Here is a 17,893-nt window from a genome sequence, read left to right on the forward strand (position 1 = left end):
GCGGCGCGGGCTCGTTCAGCTTCCCGACCGGCCCCGGCGCAGGCCCAGCCCGACCAGGACGGCGGCGGCCAGGACGATCGCCGCGTCCAGGGCGAGGACCGTGCGGACGCCTGCCAGCAGGTCGTGCGACGTGGTGGCCAGCACGCCCAGCAGCGGGATGCCGATCGTGATGCCGACCTGCTGGGTGGAGGTCACCAGACCGGTGGCCAGGCCCTGCTCCTCGTCCGGGACGCCCGAGGTGACGGTCAGGCCGTAGGAGATGATCGCGCCCAGGTGGCACATGCTGGCCAGGGACACCGCCGCCGTGGCCGGCCAGACCGACCAGGCGTGGGAGTCCAGCAGGACCAGCGTGGCGATCAGGGCGCCCTGGCCGGTCAGCGAGCCGACCAGGGTGCGGCGGGCGCCGAAGCGGCCGATCACCCTCGGGGCGAGGGTGCCGGCGAAGGCCGACAGCACGCCCTGGACGCCGAAGACCAGACCCGTCTCGAAGGCCGACAGGTGCAGGATCTCCTGGAGGTACAGGGTCAGCACGAAGATCACCGTCGACATCATCGAGAAGGTGACCAGACCGCCCACGTTGCCCCAGGCCACCGTGCGGCGGCGCAGCATCGGCAGGGAGACGAGCGGCGCTGCCGCACGGGCCTCGACGACCGTGAACGCGGCCAGCAGGAGCAGACCGGCGACCAGTGTGGTGAGGACGTCCACGCGGCCGAAGCCGTGGCCGGCGGCCGTGGACAGGGCGTAGATCAGCGACAGCAGACCGGCGGTGACGGTGACGGCGCCGGGCACGTCCAGGCGCGGACGCTCCGGAGTGCGCGACTCCGGCAGCAGGCCCGGGGCCAGGGGCAGCACGATCAGCGCGAACACCGACAGCAGGGCCATCGTGGAGCGCCAGCCGAGCGCGTCCGTCAGCCCACCGCCCGCGATCATGCCGACGGTGAAGCCCAGCGACAGCAGCGTGCCGGAGATGCCGAGAGCACGGTCGCGGGCCGGGCCCTCCGGGAAGGTGGTGGTCAGCAGGGACATGCCCGTCGGGACGATCGCCGCCGCGCCCAGGCCCTGCAGCGCGCGTCCGGTGAGGAAGGACGCCGGGTCCCAGGCCAGGGTCGCCAGCAGCGAGGCCGCGCCGAACAGGGCCAGGCCGGTCAGGAACAGCTTCCGGCGGCCGTACAGGTCGCCGATGCGGCCGAAGAGCAGCAGGAACCCGCCGGAGGGCAGCGCGAACGCGGTGACCGCCCACTGCAGCGCCGAGCGGCTCATGCCGAGGTCGGAGCCGAGTTCGGGCAGCGCCACGTTCAGGACGGAGAAGTCCAGCGCGACCATGAACTGGGCCGCGCACAGGACGAACAGGACGAGCTTGTCACGCGTCGACAACCGGGGCGGCCGGGGAGTGTCGAGCGGTGTACCCGTGGAGGTGGGGGACTGGGTGGTGGTGTCGATCGCCATGGCAAGAGCATCGGGCGAGCGAAATACTGGTGGGGAGTGGCAACTTATGGTGGTGGTGGCACCACCAGACACGACGGGGGAGGAGCGGTACGTGCCTGCTGCTGAGGCGACGAGGAGTCATCGGCGCGAAGAACTACGGGAGTTCCTGATGAGCCGGCGGGCCCGGGTCAGCCCCGAGGAGGCCGGACTGCCCGTCGGCGGCGGCCGGCGCCGTACGCCCGGACTGCGCCGGGAGGAGGTCGCCGTACTCGCCGGGGTGGGCGCCTCCTGGTACCAGTGGCTGGAGCAGGGGCGGGAGATCTCCGTCTCCCCGCAGGTGCTCGACGCCGTCGCCCGGGTGCTGCGGCTGAGCGACGCCGAGCGCCGGCATCTGTACCTGCTCGCCGGAATGAACCCGCCGGCGCCCCAGGTGGCCCCGGACAAGCGGGACATGTGCGACGGGCTGCGGCGGCTGATCGACACCTGGATGCCGTATCCGGCGCACATCATGGACCTGTACTACAACTGCGTGATGTACAACGACGCGGCCGCGATCGTGCTCGGCATGCGTCCCGACATCACGCAGAACTGTCTCGTCGACTTCTTCGTCGACCCGCTCTACCGCTCGCGCAGCCACAGCTGGGACCAGAACGCCCGGACGGTCGTGGCGCAGTTCCGGGCGGCGTGTGCGGCGCGGCCGGAGGACGAGGGGTTCCGGGCCGTGCTCGCCGCGGTGAGCGAGGCCAGCGCCGAGTTCCGGCAGATGTGGGCCGAGCGGGACATCGAGGAGCAGGGGCAGATCCGCAAGGAGCTGGAGCATCCGCTGGTCGGGCTGCTGGTGGTGGAGTCCACGGTGATGAAGGTGCCGGCCCGGCCCGATCTGATGATCGTGCTGCACACTCCGCTGGACGAGGCGAGCACCGCGGCGAAGCTGGAGTGGCTGGCCTCCCCGAAGGGGCGGCGGGGCGCGATGTACCCCGTGGCGGGATGACCGGGCCCGGGCTTCGTATGCTCTGGGCATGACCGAGAGCAGCGCGCTTGACTCCGAGGACCGCAAGATCGTGACCCTGGCCCGTTCCGTGCGGGCCCGCAACGGTGTGCCGGAGGGGGCGGCCGTACGGGACGGGACGGGGCGTACGTATGCCGCCGGGACGGTGTCGCTGCCGTCGCTGAAGCTGAGCGCGTTGCGGACCGCCGTCGCCATGGCGGTGGCCTCGGGGGCCACGGCGCTGGAGGCGGCGGCGGTGGTGTCGGAGACGGAGTCCGTGGGGGCCGAGGACCTGGCCGCGGTCGCCGACCTGGGAGGTGCGGGGACGCCGGTGCTGCTCGCCGGTCCTGACGGAGTCGTGCGGGTCACCGTCTGCGCCGGCTGACGGGACCTTGCGGGGAAGGTGCCGCATCGGCCGAACGAGAGGTCGGCCGGAATTCAACCTTGTCGGGCTCTTCCGCTCGCGCATCAATGGAGCCGTACGTTTCCGACGGCCCGTCAGATCCGCACCGCCGCACGCAGTGTGCCCGCACCCGCCTGCCCGGCCTCGCGCCCGTCGGTGTCCCCCCACACGGCACTCCCCACAGGGAAGGGAAGCGGATCCCCATGAGAGGCAAGCGCACGGCAATGGGTGCGGCGCTGGCCGCCGGGGCCCTCGCGGTCACCGGACTGGCCCTCGCACCCTCCGCGGCCGCCGTCACCCCACAGTCGGCGACCATCACCGCGAGCTGCGGCATCTTCGGCGGCGGTACGGCCACGCTCACCGCCACCCAGAGCGGCACCTCGGCCACCGTCACCCTCACCTCCTCGGCGATCACCGCGCCGGTCGCGGTCGCCCAGGACTCCATCTCCTCCACCCTCGCCCTGGCCAGGGCCGGCGGTGGCTCCGTGGTGTTCAGCGGGACGAAGAACCCCGCCATGAACCCCGGTGATCCCGTCAGCGTCGGCCCGCTCCCCGGCACCGTCGCCTCCGGCGACAGCCTGGACGCATACGGCGGCTCGCTGAAGATGGTGATCTTCGGGGTCACCGTGACCTGTACGGCGAGCGGTCCGCAGTCGCCCGGCCCCTTCGTCTTCGACTGACCCGTCCGTCCGGGCGGACCGCCCCGTCCGTCCGGGCGGACCGCCCCGTCCGTCCGGGCGGACCGCCCCGTCCGTCCGGACGGACCGAACTGAGCGATCTGTTCCGGTTCCGGCCGTAACCCCCCTGGATGCCGCAGAAACTGATAGTCCGTCAGATTTCTGCGGCATCTCCATTGACTTCTCACCCCCGCTCCACATCAATGCCCCCTGTCGGCGCAGATGAGCCGCTGCGCCCGCGACCCTCAGGAGGGGGCCCATGGGTTCGACACCCCCAAGTCCACGAAGATCCCGACGGTGGCGCTGGGCGTCACTGCTCGGGGTGACCGCGCTCGCGGTCACCGCGGGCGGCGCGCTGGCCTGTCCGGCCGGTGCCGCCGGTACGAACGTGGACTTCGCCACGCACTGCATCCCGCCCGCCGTCGCGGGCATCCCGCCCATCGACGGCACCACGACGGCCGGTGTCTCGGTGGACAACACCAGCCCGAAGGTCGGCGACACGGTCACCGTGACCTACACCGTGGTCACCGCCGCCGCGTCCAACCCCACGGACCTGGCCCTGCCCGCCGACATCATGACCCCGACCGGGAAGGTGACCCTCGGGGGCGCCCAGACCGGCGACGTCACCGTCGCCGGTCCGAAGAAGAACCCGCCGGTGCCGGGAAAGGCCGCCTTCCCGTCCTTCTCCATGACCGGCACGTTCACCGTCACCAAGGCCGGGCGGATCACCCTCTCGCCCGGCGACTACAACATCCACACCAGCTACATCCTGGAGCTGGACACCCCCTGCACGGTCACCAGCCCGCCCGCCCCGGCCTCGGAGACCATCACGGCCACCTCCGGGACACCGGCCAACACCCGCGCCATCACGCTCGGTTCGGCCTCCGGCGACCCCGGCGCCAGGGTCACGGTCAACGGTACGAACTTCACTCCGGGCGCCACCGTCACGCTGGCGGGGCGGGCCGGGGGCACCCAGACCGCGGACACCGCCACCGCGACCGCGAACGCGCAGGGCTCCTTCAGCGGTTCGCTGGTCGTCAACGACAAGTCGACGACCGGGATCGTGGCCTACGAGGGCGGCTCCTGGAGCGCGGACACGGGCGCGGGCCCCGCGGCCTACGTCGTCAACGACAACACGCCCGTCCCGGACGGCAGCCAGAAGCTGACGACCACAGTCAGGGCGGGCACGCTGTCCATGTCCCAGGCCGGGGACTCCGTCGCGCTGTCGGCTGTCGACTTCGGCAAGGGCGGGGCATCGACGGGCAAACTGCAGACGGTGACGGTCCAGGACTTCCGCGGCGGCCCCGCGGGCTGGTCCCTGACCGGCAAGGTCACCGACTTCACCGGCCCCGGCGCCAAGATCGACGCAGGCAGGCTCAGCTGGACCCCCGCCTGCGCGACCAAGCCCGGCAGCCCCAGCAGCTGCAAGGCCGGTTCGGCGGGCGCCCTGGGCTCCGCGGGAGCGACCCTCGCGTCGACCCCGGACGGCACGCTCACCGGCGGCGAGTTCACCGTCGACGCCGGACTCTCCCTGGACGTTCCGGCGTTCACGCCTCCGGGCTCGTACTCCGGTGTGCTCACGCTGACGCTCAGCTGAGCGTACGGGCGTCCGCACCCGCCCGTTCCCCTGTCCCTCGTCCGTGGGGGTCCGCACCCATGCGCAAGCTGTACGTCCTCCTCCTGGGCCTTGTGCTGGCATGGCAGGCCGCACCCGCCCGCGCCGCCGACAACGGCAGCTGGTCCGTCTACCCGGTCGCCTCGAAGATCGCCGCGCGGCCCTACTTCTACCTCTCCGCCGACCCCGGCCAGACCCTCACCGACGAGGTCGCCGTCCAGAACAAGACCGGCAAGCCGCTCACCTTCCGGCTCTACGCGGCCGACGCCTACAACACGCCACGGGACGGCGGGTTCGCCGTACGCACGATGGAGGAGCGCATGCTCGGGGTGGGCGCCTGGGCCGAGCCCGCGACATCCCGGATCACGGTGCCCGGGCACAGGACCGTCACCGTCCCGTTCACGCTGCACGTCCCCGAGGGCGCCGAGCCCGGCGACCACCCCGGCGCGATCGTCGCCCTGGACGAGCACGTCGACCCCGGCAGCGGCCGGCTCGCGCTCGGTGTGCAGCGGGCCGTCGGCGCCCGCGTCTACCTCAGGGTCAGCGGCCCCACCCTGCCCGCGCTCTCCGTCGGGCAGCTGCACATCAGCCACCACCAGCCCCTGATCCCGGGGACCGGCGCCGCCACCGCCACCGTCTCCTACACCCTGCGCAACACCGGGAACGTCACCCTCGACCCGAAGGTGGAGCTGAAGGCACGCGGGCTGTTCGGCCGTACGCTGCTCGACCGCGAGCTGACCCGGGTGCCGTCCCAGCTGCTGCCCGGACAGCGGGTCCGGCTCACCGAGACCTGGCGCGGGGCACCTCAACTCGACCGCGCGGACGTGACGTTGACCGCGAGCGCGCCCGGCACCCGGCAGTCGGCGAGCGCAGCCTTCCTCGCGCTGCCCTGGCTGGTCGCGGCGCTGGTGTCCGCCACGGGCGTGGTGAGCGGTGTGCTGCTGGTCAGAGCGCGTCGGGGCCGCGCTCGCCGGTCCGCACACGTACGACCGTCTCCACGGGCACGGCCCACACCTTCCCGTCCCCGATCTTCCCCGTCTGCGCGGCCCTGACGATCGCGTCGATCACGGGGTCGGCGTCCGCGTCCTCCACCACGACCTCGATGCGCACCTTCGGCACCAGGTCGACCCGGTACTCGGCGCCCCGGTACACCTCGGTGTGGCCGCGCTGCCGGCCGTAGCCGCTCGCCTCGGTCACGGTCAGACCGTGCACGCCCAGCTCCTGCAGGGCGGTCTTGACCTCGTCCAGACGATAGGGCTTGACGATCGCGGTGATGAGCTTCATGCCTGGGTCTTGACCTTCTGAGCGGAGGGGAGGACGGAGTGGGAGACCGGGGCGCCATGGCCCAGCACGCCGTGATCGTATGCCGTCTCCGCGTGCACCGTAAGGTCCAGGCCGGTGTGCTCCTGCTCCTCGCTCGCCCGGAAGCCCATCGCCTTGTCGAGCAGCTTGCCGAGGCCGTACGTCACCCCGAAGGTGTATCCGGCCACGACCACCACCGCCAGCAGCTGCTTGCCGAACGGCGCGAGCCCGCCGCCGTAGAACAGGCCCTCGGTGCCGCCGGTCATCGCCTTCTCGGCGAACAGGCCGATCAGCAGGGTGCCGATGACGCCGCCGACCAGGTGCACGCCGACGACGTCCAGGGAGTCGTCGTAGTTCAGCTTGAACTTCCAGCTCACCGCGTACGAGCAGACGACACCGGCGGCGAGGCCGACGATCAGCGCGCCGAGCAGCGAGACCGTGCCGCAGGACGGGGTGATCGCGACCAGGCCGGCCACCGCGCCGGACGCGGCGCCGAGGGTCGTGGGGTGTCCGTCCCGCTTCTGCTCGACGAAGAGCCAGCCGAGCAGACCGGTGCAGCCGGCGGCGAGGGTGTTGAGGAAGGCCGCCGCGGCGAGGCCGTTCGCGCCGAGCGCGGAGCCCGCGTTGAAACCGAACCAGCCGAACCAGAGCAGACCGGCGCCGAGGATCACCATGGGCAGGTTGTGCGGGCGCATGGCGTCCTTCTTGAAGCCCAGACGCGGGCCGAGGACCAGGCACAGGGCCAGACCGGAGGCGCCGGAGGTGATCTCGACGGGCAGGCCGCCCGCGAAGTCGAGCGCGCCGAGGCCGTGGGAGATCCAGCCGCCCGGGCCCCATACCCAGTGGGCGACGGGAACGTATACCAGGAGGGCCCAGACCGGCACGAAGACCAGCCACGCGGAGAAGTTCGCCCGGTCCGCCACCGCGCCGCTGATCAGCGCGGCCGTGATGATCGCGAAGGTGAGCTGGAAGGTGGCGAAGAGGAGGGTGGGGACGGTTCCGTGGACGCTGCCGGGGGTGAGGTGGGCCATGCCGGCGTGGTGGAGGCCGCCGATGAGCCCCGCGAACGCGTCGTCGCCGAAGGCGAGGGAGTAGCCGGCCGCCAGCCAGACCACGGTGACCAGGGCGATCGAGACGAAGCTCATCATCAGCATGTTGAGGACGCTCTTCGTGCGGACCATGCCGCCGTAGAACAGGGCCAGGCCGGGCGTCATCAGCAGCACGAGGGCGGTGGCGGCGAGCAGCCAGGCGGTGTCGCCGGTGTTCACATGAGCGGCGGCGAGGGTCACGGGCGTCTCCAACGGTGTGGGGGCTCGTCAGAGGGTCACCGGTGTCGGTTTCCGGTTGCCTACGGGTGTGTTTCCGTGACGTTTCGTTGCCTGCGGGTTACCGAAACCTCACGGTACGGGCGGGGGGTCCGGGGCCGGCGGCCGTACGGTACGGCGGGGTCCGTGGATCAGGGACAATGAACGGCATGAGCGTTCGTACCCAGTCACCCGAGCAGCCGGCCGAGACCGCCCACCGCGCCGGCTTCGCCTGCTTCGTGGGCCGCCCCAACGCGGGCAAGTCCACCCTCACGAACGCTCTGGTCGGGCAGAAGGTCGCGATCACCGCGAACCAGCCGCAGACCACGCGGCACACGGTACGGGGCATCGTGCACCGCCCCGACGCCCAGCTGATCCTGGTCGACACCCCTGGCCTGCACAAGCCGCGCACCCTGCTCGGCGAGCGCCTCAACGACGTCGTGCGCACCACCTGGGCCGAGGTCGACGTGATCGGCTTCTGCCTGCCGGCGAACGAGAAGATCGGTCCCGGTGACCGCTTCATCGCCAAGGAGCTGGCCGGGATCCGGAAGACCCCGAAGGTCGCCATCGTCACGAAGACCGACCTGGTCGACTCGAAGACCCTGGCCGAGCAGCTGATCGCCATCGACCAGCTGGGCAAGGACCTGGGCATCGAGTGGGCGGAGATCGTGCCCGTGTCGGCGGTCGGCTCCAAGCAGGTCGACCTCCTGGCCGACCTCCTGATCCCGCTGCTGCCCGAGGGTCCCGCGCTCTACCCCGAGGGCGACCTGACGGACGAACCCGAGCAAGTCATGATCGCGGAACTCATCCGCGAGGCCGCACTGGAGGGCGTCCGGGACGAGCTGCCGCACTCCATCGCGGTGGTCGTCGAGGAGATGCTCCCGCGCGAGGACCGGCCCGCCGACCGTCCGCTCCTCGACATCCACGCCAACGTCTACATCGAGCGCCCCAGCCAGAAGGGCATCATCATCGGCCCCAAGGGCAAGCGCCTGAAGGAGGTCGGCATCAAGTCCCGCAAGCAGATCGAAGCACTGCTGGGGACCCCGGTCTTCCTGGACCTGCACGTCAAGGTGGCCAAGGACTGGCAACGCGACCCGAAGCAGCTGCGCCGGCTGGGGTTCTAGTGCTGTGACCGGAAAGGTGTGCGAGCCGGTGAACCTTTCCGGTCGCAGCACTAGCCGACGGCGCCCTCTGGGGTCATGTCCTGCAACCCCACCACCCTGAGCAGCCGCAGCCGGTCGTACGACTCGGTGCCCGGGCGGGCCGTGTGCAGGACGAGCCGGTGGTGGTCGTCGCTCAGCAGGACCTCGCAGTCCAGTTCCAGCAGGCCCACCACCGGATGCCGGAAGCGTTTCGTCGAGCTGCGCCGCACGGCCACCTCGTGCTCGTCCCAGAGGCGGGCGAACTCCTCGCTGGCGGCGCGGAGTTCGGCCACCAGGGCGGCCGGCTGCGGGTCGTCGGGCCGGGCGGCGGCGACCGCGCGCAGGTTCGCCACGTGCCGGCGCGCGTGTTCCGGTACGTCCTCCGGCGGGAAGAGCGCGCGTCCCGCCGGGTCGAGGAAGAAGCGGCGGACGAGGTTGCGTTCGCTCGGCGGCCGGCTCAGCACGTCCCCGGACAGCGCCCGCGACATCGCGTTCTGCGCCAGCACCTCCCCGCAGTCCGACACCACGAGGGCCGGCGCGTCGTGCAGCCGGTCCAGGACCAGCAGCAGCCCGGGCCGGACATGCGCGCAGGAGGCCTCCCGGCGGGGCGGCTCCTCGCCCGTCAGATGGAAGAGGTGGTCGCGTTCGTCGTCGGTCAGACGCAGCGCACGGGCCAGTGCCGTGAGCATCTGACGGGACGGGCGCGGGCCACGGCACTGTTCCAGTCGCGTGTAGTAGTCCACCGACATGCCGGCCAGCGACGCCACCTCCTCCCGCCGCAGGCCGGGGGTACGGCGGCGGGCGCCGGGCGTGAGACCCACGTCCGAGGGGTCCAGCCGGGCGCGGCCCCGGCGCAGGAAATCGGCGAGTTCGGCTCGGTCCACCCCTTCAGGGTGAAGCACTTGCCGGGCCTTATCCAGGGACTGCCGGTCCCCTGATCGGAAGGTCTCTCCCGGCCCGCACGGCACCGTCCCAGAGTGGGGTCACCAGGTCGAGAGGAGCAGGACATGCTGACAGTGGTGACGGGCACGACGGGACAGGTCGGCCGGCGCTTCGTGCCGAGGCTGCTGGCCCAGCGGCGGCCGGGCGAGGAGGTACGGGTCCTGGTGCGGGACTTGGGGCGGGCCGAGACGTTCGCGGAACTCGGCGCCCAGGTCGTGGTCGGTGACCTGCGGGACGCGGAGGTGCTCGGCAAGGCGGTGGCCGGGGCGGACGCGGTGGTGAACGTCGCGGCGTCCTTCCGCGGGGTGCCGGACGAGGAGGCGTGGGCCGTCAACCGGGACGCGGCCGTCGCCCTCGGCCGGGCCGCGCTGGCCTCCGGCGTGCGGCGATTCGTGCAGGTCAGCACTGGCCTGGTGTACGGCGTCGGGCGGGGCCGTCCGCTGGACGAGGACGACGAGACCCGGCCCGGCGGCGCGATGTGGGGTGCCTACCCCGAGTCCAAGGCCGCGGCCGAGCGGGAACTGCTCGCGCTGGAGGGCATGGACGTACGCGTGGGCCGGCTGCCCTTCGTCTACGGCGAGGGCGACCCGCACCTGGCCCAGTCCCTGCGCTGGGCCGCCCACTGGGCGTCCACGCAGCGGCTGCACATGGGCCACCACGCCGACGTGGCCCAGGGGCTGCTGCGCCTGCTGTACGCACCGGCGGTCAGCGGCCCGGTCCACAACATCGCCGACGACGCACCCGTCACGGCGGTCGAGCTGCACGAACTCAACGGGGTCCAGGTGTCCGCCGACATGCACACGCGGACCGATCCCGACCCGTGGCTGGGGATCATGTCCACCCGGAAGATCCGCCGGGACCTGGGCTTCCGGCCCCTCTACCCGAGCGTCTGGGCCGCCCGCGACGCCGGCGCCCTCTGAGGACCCCGGCCAGGACCCGGGACCCGAAAGGGCATCACTCCACCCCCCGGATCCGGCCCACCAGCACCGCCCCGGCCAGCCCGATCACCGCCGCCACCAGGTACAGCACCCGGTAACCGCCCAGGTACGTCACGATCGGCGCGGCGAGCGCCGGGGCGGCCACCTGCGGCAGCGCGTTGGCCACGTTGATCACGCCGAGGTCCTTGCCCCGGTCCAGCGCCTTCGGCAGGACGTCCGTCATGAGCGCGAAGTCGACGGAGGTGAACACGCCGAAGCCGACGCCGAGGACGGCCGCCGCCACGATCGCGCCGGGCCAGGTCTGCCAGCCGGCCAGAGCCGCCGTGGCCACCGCCATCAAGACCCCGGACCAGACGACGAACGGCTTGCGCCGGCCGGCCCGGTCCGACCAGACGCCGCCCGCCACGACGGTCGCCACCAGCGTCAGGCTGTTGACGGCCGTCAGGATCAGCACGCCCTGGCCGGGGTCGGGGCGGTGCAGGCGGTCGCGGAGGTAGTACAGCAGGTACAACAGCACCAACGCGTTGCTGAGATTGATCAGGAAGCGCGTCAGCCACGCCCACCCGAGATCGGGGTGGCGGCGCGGGCTCAGCCAGAACCCTGCCAGGAAACCCCGCCAGGACCACTGCGGACGGTCCTCCACGGCGAGCCGCGGATCCTCCTGGCGCAGGACGTACGGGAGCACGCCCGCGGCCGTGCACACCGCGCACGCCGCGTACCCGGCGCCGGTCCCGCCCGACACGGTCGCCAGGCCGGTGCCGCCGACCACGCCCAGGATCTGCGCGGCTCCCAGCCAGCCGCCCACCGCGCCGCGCTGAAGCCTCGGCACCCGGTCCGGCACGGCCGCCGTCACCGCCGCGAACGCCGCGTTCAGCGTGAGCTGCACCAGGCACCAGCCCAGCGCCATGGACCACATCCCGCCCGCCCGGGCGAGCAGCAGCAGGGCGAGCGAGCCGCCCGCCGACCCGGCCACGATCCACGGCGTACGGCGGCCGGCGCGGGCCGTCGTACGGTCGGACAGGGCGCCGAAGAGCGGGTTGGCGAGCAGGGAGACCACGGCACCGGCGCCGGTCACCCAGGCCAGCACGGTCTCCTTGGACATCCCGGAGCCGGGCGCGAAGTCCTTGGCCTGGGAGGCGAGGAGGATCTGCAGCGGGCCGAACCAGCCGACCCAGATCGCCCCGTTGGCCAGCGAGAGGGCGGCCGTCCAGCCCCGGCCGACCGGTTCGAGGGGTTCGGCCAGGGCGCCCGAGGCGCGGACGGTGGTCATCCGCGTGCCGTCAGCCCTGCGCCCGGAGCACGTCCCGGAACCAGTGGTAGGAGGCCTTCGGGGTGCGTTTCAGCGTGTCGTAGTCCACGTGCACCAGACCGAAGCGGCGCTGGTAGCCCTCGGCCCACTCGAAGTTGTCCATCAGGGACCACACGAAGTACCCGCGTACGTCCACGCCGGCCTCCAGCGCGGTGTGCAGGGCGCGGATGTGGGCGTCCAGGTAGGCGATGCGGTCCTGGTCGTCGAGCCCCTCGTAGGAGCAGCCGTTCTCGGTGATGACGACCGGCGGCAGCTGGTCGCCGTAGGTCTCGCGGAAGCCGCACAGCAACTCGGTCAGGCCTTCCGGGACGATCGGCCAGCCGAAGTCGGTCACCGGGCGGCCCTCGATCTCCCGTACCGAGAAGGGGAGTTCGGCGGGCAGGGTCAGACCGCCGAACTCGGTGGCGGTGCCCTGCGGGGCGCCGACGAGCGTCGGCGCGTAGTAGTTGACGCCGTACCAGTCGACGGGCCCGGCGATGACCTCCAGGTCGGCGGCCACGTCCCCCGGCATCAACTCGCCCATGCCCTCGGGGTACCGGCCGAGGACGACCGGCTCGGCGAAGAGGCGGTTGAGCAGGAGGTCGTAGAAGCCGGCCGCCTCCACGTCCGCCGGTTCGGCGGAGGCGGCCCAGGTGGGGCCGTGGGAGTTGGCGATGCCGATGTCCGTCGCCCCGGCGGCGCGCAGGGCCCGTACCGCGAGACCGTGGGCGAGGAGCTGGTGGTGGGCGACCGGGAGGGCGTCGAAGAGGAGCTGTCTGCCGGGGGCGTGGGCGCCGACGGCGTGGCCCAGGAGGGTGTGCTCGGCGGGCTCGTTGAGGGTGATCCACTTGGTCACGCGGTCGCCCAGCCGGTCGGCCACCACACTCACGTGGTCGGCGAACCGGGCCGCCGTGTCCCGCTCCAGCCAGTCCAGACGGGCGGGCAGGTCCCAGTGGAAGAGCGTGGGGACGGGCCGTACGCCGGCCGCGCACAGCTCGTCCACCAGGCGGTCGTAGAAGTCCAGGCCGCCCGGGGAGCCGACGCGGGGCCAGGAGACGGAGAAGCGGTAGGCGTCGACGCCGAGGCCGGCGAGCAGGTCCACGTCCTCGCGGTGGCGGTGGTAGTGGTCGCAGGCCACCGCCGCCGTCGAACCGTCCTTCACCCGCCCCGGTTCGGCCGTGAACACGTCCCACACGGACGGCCCGCGTTCCTCGGCCGCGCCCTCGATCTGATGGGCCGAGGTCGACACGCCCCACAGGAAGCCGTCCGGGAAGCGGGGTATCGGGGGTTTCCGGTCGCCTGAGTCAGTCGCCATGGCCGGATCATCCTTACCCCCGGTAACCCACGTCAATGCCCGGGTGGGGGAAGGTTCGTCCGGCGACCGGGCCGCCGCTTCCAGAGCGACCGCGGCCCGGCCCCCGGTATGTCCCGGCCGGTCGCCCCTGCCGTCGCTACGCCCCCTCCTTCAGCACGCGCGACACCAGATCCCGCTGTTCCTCGGTGAGCCGGGGATCCGCCGCGTACACCGTGCGGCCGTCCACGGTGATCTCGTACCGGAAGCCGTCCGGGACGCCTGGGGGCGGGGTGTCCTGGCCGGACGCGAGGACGCGTTCGGCCAGGGCGTGCCACTCGGGGGCGTCGGGCCGGGCCGAGGTGTCCACCTCGGCCCGGCGCTCGATTCCGGCGAACCCGCCCGTGCGCCTCACCTGAATACGCATGGGCCCAGTGTCGCAGGACTACAGCGTCCGCACCCCGACCTGTTCCCACGCCTTCTGCACGGCCTGGAGTTCGTCCCCGGCGCCGTACCGCTCGCGCGCCGCCTTCACCGTCAGCGTGGCGAAGTCGGCGAACAGGGCGGACTTCTTCAAGTGGCCGCCGGTGAGCACGTCGTACCAGATCTGCCCGGCCTTCTCCCAGGCGTGGCCGCCGATGGCGGTGGCGACCAGGTAGAAGGCGTGGTTCGGGATGCCCGAGTTGATGTGCACGCCGCCGTTGTCCTGGCCGGTGCGGACGTAGTGCTCCATGGTCGCCGGCTGCGGGTCCTTTCCGAGGTCCGGGTCGTCGTACGCCGTGCCCGGGGCCCTCATCGAGCGCAGCGCGGTGCCGTGGACGCCCGGCGCGAGCAGTCCGGCGCCGATCAGCCAGTCGGCCTCGGCCGCCGTCTGGCCGAGTGTGTACTGCTTGATCAGCGAGCCGAAGACGTCCGAGACCGATTCGTTGAGCGCGCCGGACTGCGCGAAGTACTCCAGGTTCGCGGTGTGCTGGGTGACGCCGTGGGTGAGCTCGTGGCCGATGACGTCGACCGGGATGGTGAAGTCGAGGAAGACCCGGCCGTCGCCGTCGCCGAAGACCATCTGCTCGCCGTTCCAGAAGGCGTTGTCGTAGTCCTCGCCGAAGTGCACGGTGGCGTCCAGCGGCAGCCCGTCGCCGTCGATCGAGTGCCGGCCGTACGCCTTCAGGTACAGCTCGAAGGTGGCGCCGAGGCCCGCGTAGGCGCGGTTGACCGTGGCGTCCGGGCCCGGGTCGGAACCCTCCGCGCGGACCTCGGTGCCGGGCAGGTCCTGGGTGTGGTGGGCGTCGTAGATCGTGCGGTGCGGCTGGTCGGCGGCGGCTCCCGCGGGCGCGGCGACGGAGGGCGCGCCGATCACCGTGGTCAGGCGGCGCTTGGTGCGCTGGTAGGCGTCGTGCTCCAGGGAGCGGCGGGCCGGGCCGGAGAGCGCGGGATCCTCGGCCCGCGCGAGCTTGTCGAGGAGGTGCGGCGGCACGATCGTGCAGAAGACGGGCTCGAAGCCCCCGTTGGTCGTCATGCTGCGCACCATTGCACTGTGTGATGTCGATGTCACTACTGGCCACCATGATTGGTGAAATACCGGGACAGGGAGGGCCACGCTCCGTGACGATGTGGTACGGCGCACTTTTTGTCCCATTTGCTACCCCGGTCCCGCATACTGGAACACGCGCCCACGACCGGGGCGGCTCGGCTACGCTTCGGGGCATCATGCGTTTCGGGCTGCTTCTTCTTAGCTGCCGCGGCGAGGGCCTGTAGACAAGGCCGACTCCCTCCCCGCGGAGCTTGGTGTTGCGTTCGTCGGCCGTCCACCGGACCCGCGCTTGCGCGGAACCCTCGAGGAGCCCACGCGATCATGGCCAACCGCCAGCAGCCCAGTTCCATGCCGACCCACAAGTACGGCCGCTACGAGCAGGTGGACATCCCGGACCGCACCTGGCCGGACAGGCGGATCACCGTCGCCCCGCGGTGGCTCTCCACCGACCTGCGCGACGGCAACCAGGCCCTGATCGACCCGATGTCGCCCGAGCGCAAGCGCCGGATGTTCGACCAGCTGGTGAAGATGGGCTACAAGGAGATCGAGGTCGGCTTCCCCGCCTCCGGCCAGACCGACTTCGACTTCGTGCGCTCCATCATCGAGGAAGAGGGCGCGATCCCGGACGACGTCACGATCTCCGTGCTGACCCAGGCCCGCGAGGACCTGATCGAGCGGACCGTGGAGTCCCTGAAGGGCGCCAAGCGGGCCACGGTCCACCTGTACAACGCCACCGCGCCCGTCTTCCGCCGCGTGGTCTTCCGCGGCTCCAGGGACGACATCAAGCAGATCGCCGTCGACGGCACCCGCCTGGTGATGGAGTACGCCGAGAAACTGCTGGGCCCGGAGACCGAGTTCGGCTACCAGTACAGCCCCGAGATCTTCACCGACACCGAGCTGGACTTCGCCCTGGAGGTCTGCGAGGCGGTGATGGACGTCTACCAGCCGGGTCCGGGCCGCGAGATCATCCTCAACCTGCCCGCCACCGTGGAGCGTTCGACGCCGTCCACGCACGCCGACCGCTTCGAGTGGATGCACCGCAACCTCTCCCGCCGCGAGTACGTCTGCCTGTCCGTCCACCCGCACAACGACCGCGGTACGGCCGTGGCGGCGGCCGAGCTGGCCCTGATGGCCGGCGCCGACCGAGTGGAGGGCTGCCTGTTCGGGCAGGGCGAGCGCACCGGCAACGTCGACCTGGTCACCCTGGGCATGAACCTGTTCTCGCAGGGCGTCGACCCGCAGATCGACTTCTCCGACATCGACGAGATCCGTCGTACGTGGGAGTACTGCAACCAGATGGAGGTCCACCCGCGCCACCCGTACGTGGGCGACCTGGTCTACACGTCCTTCTCCGGCTCCCACCAGGACGCCATCAAGAAGGGCTTCGACGCCATGGAGGCCGATGCCAAGGCCAAGGGTGTCACCGTCGACGACATCGAGTGGGCGGTGCCGTACCTGCCGATCGACCCCAAGGACGTCGGCCGCTCCTACGAGGCCGTCATCCGCGTCAACTCGCAGTCCGGCAAGGGCGGTGTCTCCTACGTCCTGAAGAACGACCACAAGCTGGACCTGCCGCGCCGGATGCAGATCGAGTTCTCCAAGCTCATCCAGGCCAAGACCGACGCCGAGGGCGGCGAGATCACGCCGAAGGAGATCTGGGCGGTCTTCCAGGACGAGTACCTGCCGAACCCGGACAACCCCTGGGGCCGCATCCAGGTCAGGACAGGCCAGTCGACCACCGACACCGACGGCGTGGACACGCTGACGGTCGAGGCGACGGTGGACGGCGAGGACACCGTCCTGACCGGCTCCGGCAACGGTCCGATCTCGGCCTTCTTCGACGCTCTGGAGTCCATCGGCATCGACGTACGCCTGCTGGACTACCAGGAGCACACGATGAGCGAGGGCGCCTCCGCGCAGGCCGCCTCCTACATCGAATGCGCGATCGACGGCAAGGTTCTGTGGGGCATCGGCATCGACGCGAACACGACGCGTGCGTCGCTGAAGGCGGTCGTCTCGGCCGTCAACCGCGCCGCCCGCTGACCGCTCTGACCGGGAGTTTCGGCGCCCCGACCGCTGTGCACGGCGGTCGGGGCGCCGTCGTTTCCCGGCCAGCCGGCCCCCGAGGTCACGGAAAGGTCTCCTACGGGGTACTGACTCAGCCTCGGTGATGTGGCTAACATCACGCCAGCGCGGCGATGTTGCCGTGCGGTTACGGAGGTGCGACGTGCTGCCAGTACGGGGACGAGACGGCCGTGCCGACAAGGCTGTGCACATCCTGCGCATCCGCACCGCGTGGACACCCGTCGGAGACGGCGAGTTCTACTGCCCCGGCTGCGGAGGCGACCGCAACTACCAGCGGCTGACCGGGCGCCGCCGGCTCACGCTCCTGGGCGTGCCCCTGCTGCCGCGCGGCACGGCCGGACCGGTCGTGGAGTGCGCCGCCTGCCGGCACCACTACGGCACCGACGTCCTCGACCACCCCACCACCCGCCGCTTCTCCGCGATGCTCCGCGACGCCGTGCACACCGTCGCCCTCGCCGTGCTCGCCGCGGGCGGCACCTCCTCCCGCACGGTCCTGGAGACGGCCGCCGGTGCCGTGCGCGCCGCCGGCTTCGACGGCTGCACCGAGGAACAGCTGGCCGCGCTGGTCGACGCCCTCGCCGCCGACACCGGCCGGGTCCTCGGCGCGGAGTGCGGCACCAGCCTGACCATAGAGCTGCACGAGGCCCTGGACCCGCTCGCCCCGCACCTCGCCCCCGCCGGCCGCGAGTCCCTCCTCCTCCAGGCCGCCCGCATCGCCCTCGCCGACGGCCCGTACACCCCCGCCGAACGCGACGCCCTCACCACGGTGGGCGCGGCCCTCACCATCTGCGCCGACGACGTGACCCGCCTGCTGGCAGCGGCCCGTACGCCCTCGTGACCCGCGGGGCAGCGCCGATTCACCCGCGGCGTACTGACGGCACACGCCCGCGTCGCGTGCCCCACCGCGTCCCCTGATCGCGGGCCCGGACATCCCTGGTACGTCTGGCCCGTTACTCCCCGGG

General features: G+C 71.8%; 17 protein-coding genes. 9 read left to right on the forward strand and 8 right to left on the reverse strand.

Annotation, left to right across the window (positions count from 1 at the left end; genetic code table 11):
* Positions 1–15: 15 nt before the first annotated feature.
* Entirely contained in the window at positions 16–1,446 is a 1,431-nt protein-coding gene (locus tag ABZ919_RS08635) for an MFS transporter (protein WP_361244205.1), read from the reverse strand.
* A 148-nt stretch (positions 1,447–1,594) separates the two neighbouring features.
* On the opposite strand from ABZ919_RS08635, the gene ABZ919_RS08640 reads away from it, so the two are divergent.
* From ABZ919_RS08640 to ABZ919_RS08660, 5 genes are all read left to right on the forward strand, one after another.
* The gene (locus tag ABZ919_RS08640; protein ID WP_361244930.1) at positions 1,595–2,416 is read left to right on the forward strand and encodes a helix-turn-helix transcriptional regulator; all 822 of its coding nucleotides are present in this window, start codon (positions 1,595–1,597) and stop codon (positions 2,414–2,416) included.
* A 28-nt stretch (positions 2,417–2,444) separates the two neighbouring features.
* A complete protein-coding gene (locus ABZ919_RS08645) occupies positions 2,445–2,798 on the forward strand; it encodes a cytidine deaminase (RefSeq protein WP_361244206.1) in 354 nt (117 codons plus the stop codon).
* Positions 2,799–3,019: 221 nt separating this feature from the next.
* Complete coding sequence (locus tag ABZ919_RS08650) at positions 3,020–3,496, forward strand: hypothetical protein (RefSeq protein ID WP_361244209.1); 477 nt, start codon at positions 3,020–3,022, stop codon at positions 3,494–3,496.
* Between the two features lie 256 nt (positions 3,497–3,752).
* Entirely contained in the window at positions 3,753–5,090 is a 1,338-nt protein-coding gene (locus tag ABZ919_RS08655; RefSeq protein ID WP_361244212.1) for a beta-xylosidase, read from the forward strand.
* 59 nt (positions 5,091–5,149) lie between these two features.
* Positions 5,150–6,160 carry a DUF916 domain-containing protein gene (locus ABZ919_RS08660; RefSeq protein ID WP_361244214.1) on the forward strand — a complete coding sequence of 337 codons (1,011 nt, stop codon included), beginning with the start codon at positions 5,150–5,152 and terminating at the stop codon, positions 6,158–6,160.
* On the opposite strand, the gene ABZ919_RS08665 is transcribed toward ABZ919_RS08660, so the two are convergent.
* Both ABZ919_RS08665 and ABZ919_RS08670 read right to left on the reverse strand, forming a co-directional pair.
* Positions 6,054–6,392, reverse strand: coding sequence for a P-II family nitrogen regulator (locus tag ABZ919_RS08665; protein WP_361244217.1), 339 nt, complete (start codon positions 6,390–6,392; stop codon positions 6,054–6,056). The two genes, ABZ919_RS08660 and ABZ919_RS08665, sit on opposite strands and share 107 nt — an antisense overlap.
* Positions 6,389–7,699: an ammonium transporter gene (locus tag ABZ919_RS08670; RefSeq protein ID WP_361244219.1), complete on the reverse strand. Its 1,311-nt coding sequence runs from the start codon at positions 7,697–7,699 to the stop codon at positions 6,389–6,391. Before ABZ919_RS08670 ends, ABZ919_RS08665 begins: the two co-directional genes overlap by 4 nt.
* Before the next feature lie 185 nt (positions 7,700–7,884).
* Between ABZ919_RS08670 and era the strand changes: the two genes are divergently transcribed.
* Positions 7,885–8,838: a GTPase Era gene (era, locus tag ABZ919_RS08675; protein ID WP_361244222.1), complete on the forward strand. Its 954-nt coding sequence runs from the start codon at positions 7,885–7,887 to the stop codon at positions 8,836–8,838.
* A gap of 50 nt (positions 8,839–8,888) precedes the next feature.
* On the opposite strand, the gene ABZ919_RS08680 is transcribed toward era, so the two are convergent.
* A complete protein-coding gene (locus ABZ919_RS08680; RefSeq protein WP_361244225.1) occupies positions 8,889–9,740 on the reverse strand; it encodes a helix-turn-helix transcriptional regulator in 852 nt (283 codons plus the stop codon).
* Between the two features lie 123 nt (positions 9,741–9,863).
* Between ABZ919_RS08680 and ABZ919_RS08685 the strand changes: the two genes are divergently transcribed.
* A complete protein-coding gene (locus tag ABZ919_RS08685) occupies positions 9,864–10,718 on the forward strand; it encodes an NAD-dependent epimerase/dehydratase family protein (protein ID WP_361244227.1) in 855 nt (284 codons plus the stop codon).
* 34 nt (positions 10,719–10,752) lie between these two features.
* On the opposite strand, the gene ABZ919_RS08690 is transcribed toward ABZ919_RS08685, so the two are convergent.
* From ABZ919_RS08690 to ABZ919_RS08705, 4 genes are all read right to left on the reverse strand, one after another.
* Positions 10,753–12,006, reverse strand: a complete 1,254-nt coding sequence (locus ABZ919_RS08690; RefSeq protein ID WP_361244230.1) for an MFS transporter — start codon at positions 12,004–12,006, stop codon at positions 10,753–10,755.
* A 10-nt stretch (positions 12,007–12,016) separates the two neighbouring features.
* On the reverse strand, positions 12,017–13,339 hold the full coding sequence (locus ABZ919_RS08695; protein ID WP_361244233.1) for a GH1 family beta-glucosidase: 1,323 nt from the start codon (positions 13,337–13,339) through the stop codon (positions 12,017–12,019).
* A 136-nt stretch (positions 13,340–13,475) separates the two neighbouring features.
* Complete coding sequence (locus tag ABZ919_RS08700; protein WP_361244235.1) at positions 13,476–13,742, reverse strand: protealysin inhibitor emfourin; 267 nt, start codon at positions 13,740–13,742, stop codon at positions 13,476–13,478.
* Between the two features lie 18 nt (positions 13,743–13,760).
* Positions 13,761–14,831 carry a M4 family metallopeptidase gene (locus ABZ919_RS08705; protein WP_361244237.1) on the reverse strand — a complete coding sequence of 357 codons (1,071 nt, stop codon included), beginning with the start codon at positions 14,829–14,831 and terminating at the stop codon, positions 13,761–13,763.
* A gap of 336 nt (positions 14,832–15,167) precedes the next feature.
* On the opposite strand from ABZ919_RS08705, the gene leuA reads away from it, so the two are divergent.
* Both leuA and ABZ919_RS08715 read left to right on the forward strand, forming a co-directional pair.
* The gene (gene leuA / locus ABZ919_RS08710; RefSeq protein ID WP_361244239.1) at positions 15,168–16,889 is read left to right on the forward strand and encodes a 2-isopropylmalate synthase; all 1,722 of its coding nucleotides are present in this window, start codon (positions 15,168–15,170) and stop codon (positions 16,887–16,889) included.
* A 184-nt stretch (positions 16,890–17,073) separates the two neighbouring features.
* Positions 17,074–17,769, forward strand: coding sequence for a TerB family tellurite resistance protein (locus ABZ919_RS08715; protein WP_361244241.1), 696 nt, complete (start codon positions 17,074–17,076; stop codon positions 17,767–17,769).
* The last annotated feature ends 124 nt before the right edge of the window (positions 17,770–17,893 follow it).

Source organism: Streptomyces sp. NPDC046759, from assembly GCF_040645475.1.
Lineage (GTDB): Bacteria > Actinomycetota > Actinomycetes > Streptomycetales > Streptomycetaceae > Streptomyces.

Bases quoted from the DNA above. Each gene is read 5' to 3' on its own strand.
- ABZ919_RS08640 (WP_361244930.1), top strand. From the start codon at position 1,595: ATGAGCCGGCGGGCCCGGGTCAGCCCCGAGGAGGCCGGACTGCCCGTC.
- ABZ919_RS08635 (WP_361244205.1), bottom strand. From the start codon at position 1,446: ATGGCGATCGACACCACCACCCAGTCCCCCACCTCCACGGGTACACCG.
- ABZ919_RS08695 (WP_361244233.1), bottom strand. From the start codon at position 13,339: ATGGCGACTGACTCAGGCGACCGGAAACCCCCGATACCCCGCTTCCCG.
- ABZ919_RS08690 (WP_361244230.1), bottom strand. From the start codon at position 12,006: ATGACCACCGTCCGCGCCTCGGGCGCCCTGGCCGAACCCCTCGAACCG.
- ABZ919_RS08660 (WP_361244214.1), top strand. From the start codon at position 5,150: ATGCGCAAGCTGTACGTCCTCCTCCTGGGCCTTGTGCTGGCATGGCAG.
- ABZ919_RS08645 (WP_361244206.1), top strand. From the start codon at position 2,445: ATGACCGAGAGCAGCGCGCTTGACTCCGAGGACCGCAAGATCGTGACC.
- ABZ919_RS08655 (WP_361244212.1), top strand. From the start codon at position 3,753: ATGGGTTCGACACCCCCAAGTCCACGAAGATCCCGACGGTGGCGCTGG.
- ABZ919_RS08650 (WP_361244209.1), top strand. From the start codon at position 3,020: ATGAGAGGCAAGCGCACGGCAATGGGTGCGGCGCTGGCCGCCGGGGCC.
- ABZ919_RS08685 (WP_361244227.1), top strand. From the start codon at position 9,864: ATGCTGACAGTGGTGACGGGCACGACGGGACAGGTCGGCCGGCGCTTC.
- ABZ919_RS08705 (WP_361244237.1), bottom strand. From the start codon at position 14,831: ATGACGACCAACGGGGGCTTCGAGCCCGTCTTCTGCACGATCGTGCCG.
- ABZ919_RS08665 (WP_361244217.1), bottom strand. From the start codon at position 6,392: ATGAAGCTCATCACCGCGATCGTCAAGCCCTATCGTCTGGACGAGGTC.
- era (WP_361244222.1), top strand. From the start codon at position 7,885: ATGAGCGTTCGTACCCAGTCACCCGAGCAGCCGGCCGAGACCGCCCAC.
- leuA (WP_361244239.1), top strand. From the start codon at position 15,168: ATGGCCAACCGCCAGCAGCCCAGTTCCATGCCGACCCACAAGTACGGC.
- ABZ919_RS08700 (WP_361244235.1), bottom strand. From the start codon at position 13,742: ATGCGTATTCAGGTGAGGCGCACGGGCGGGTTCGCCGGAATCGAGCGC.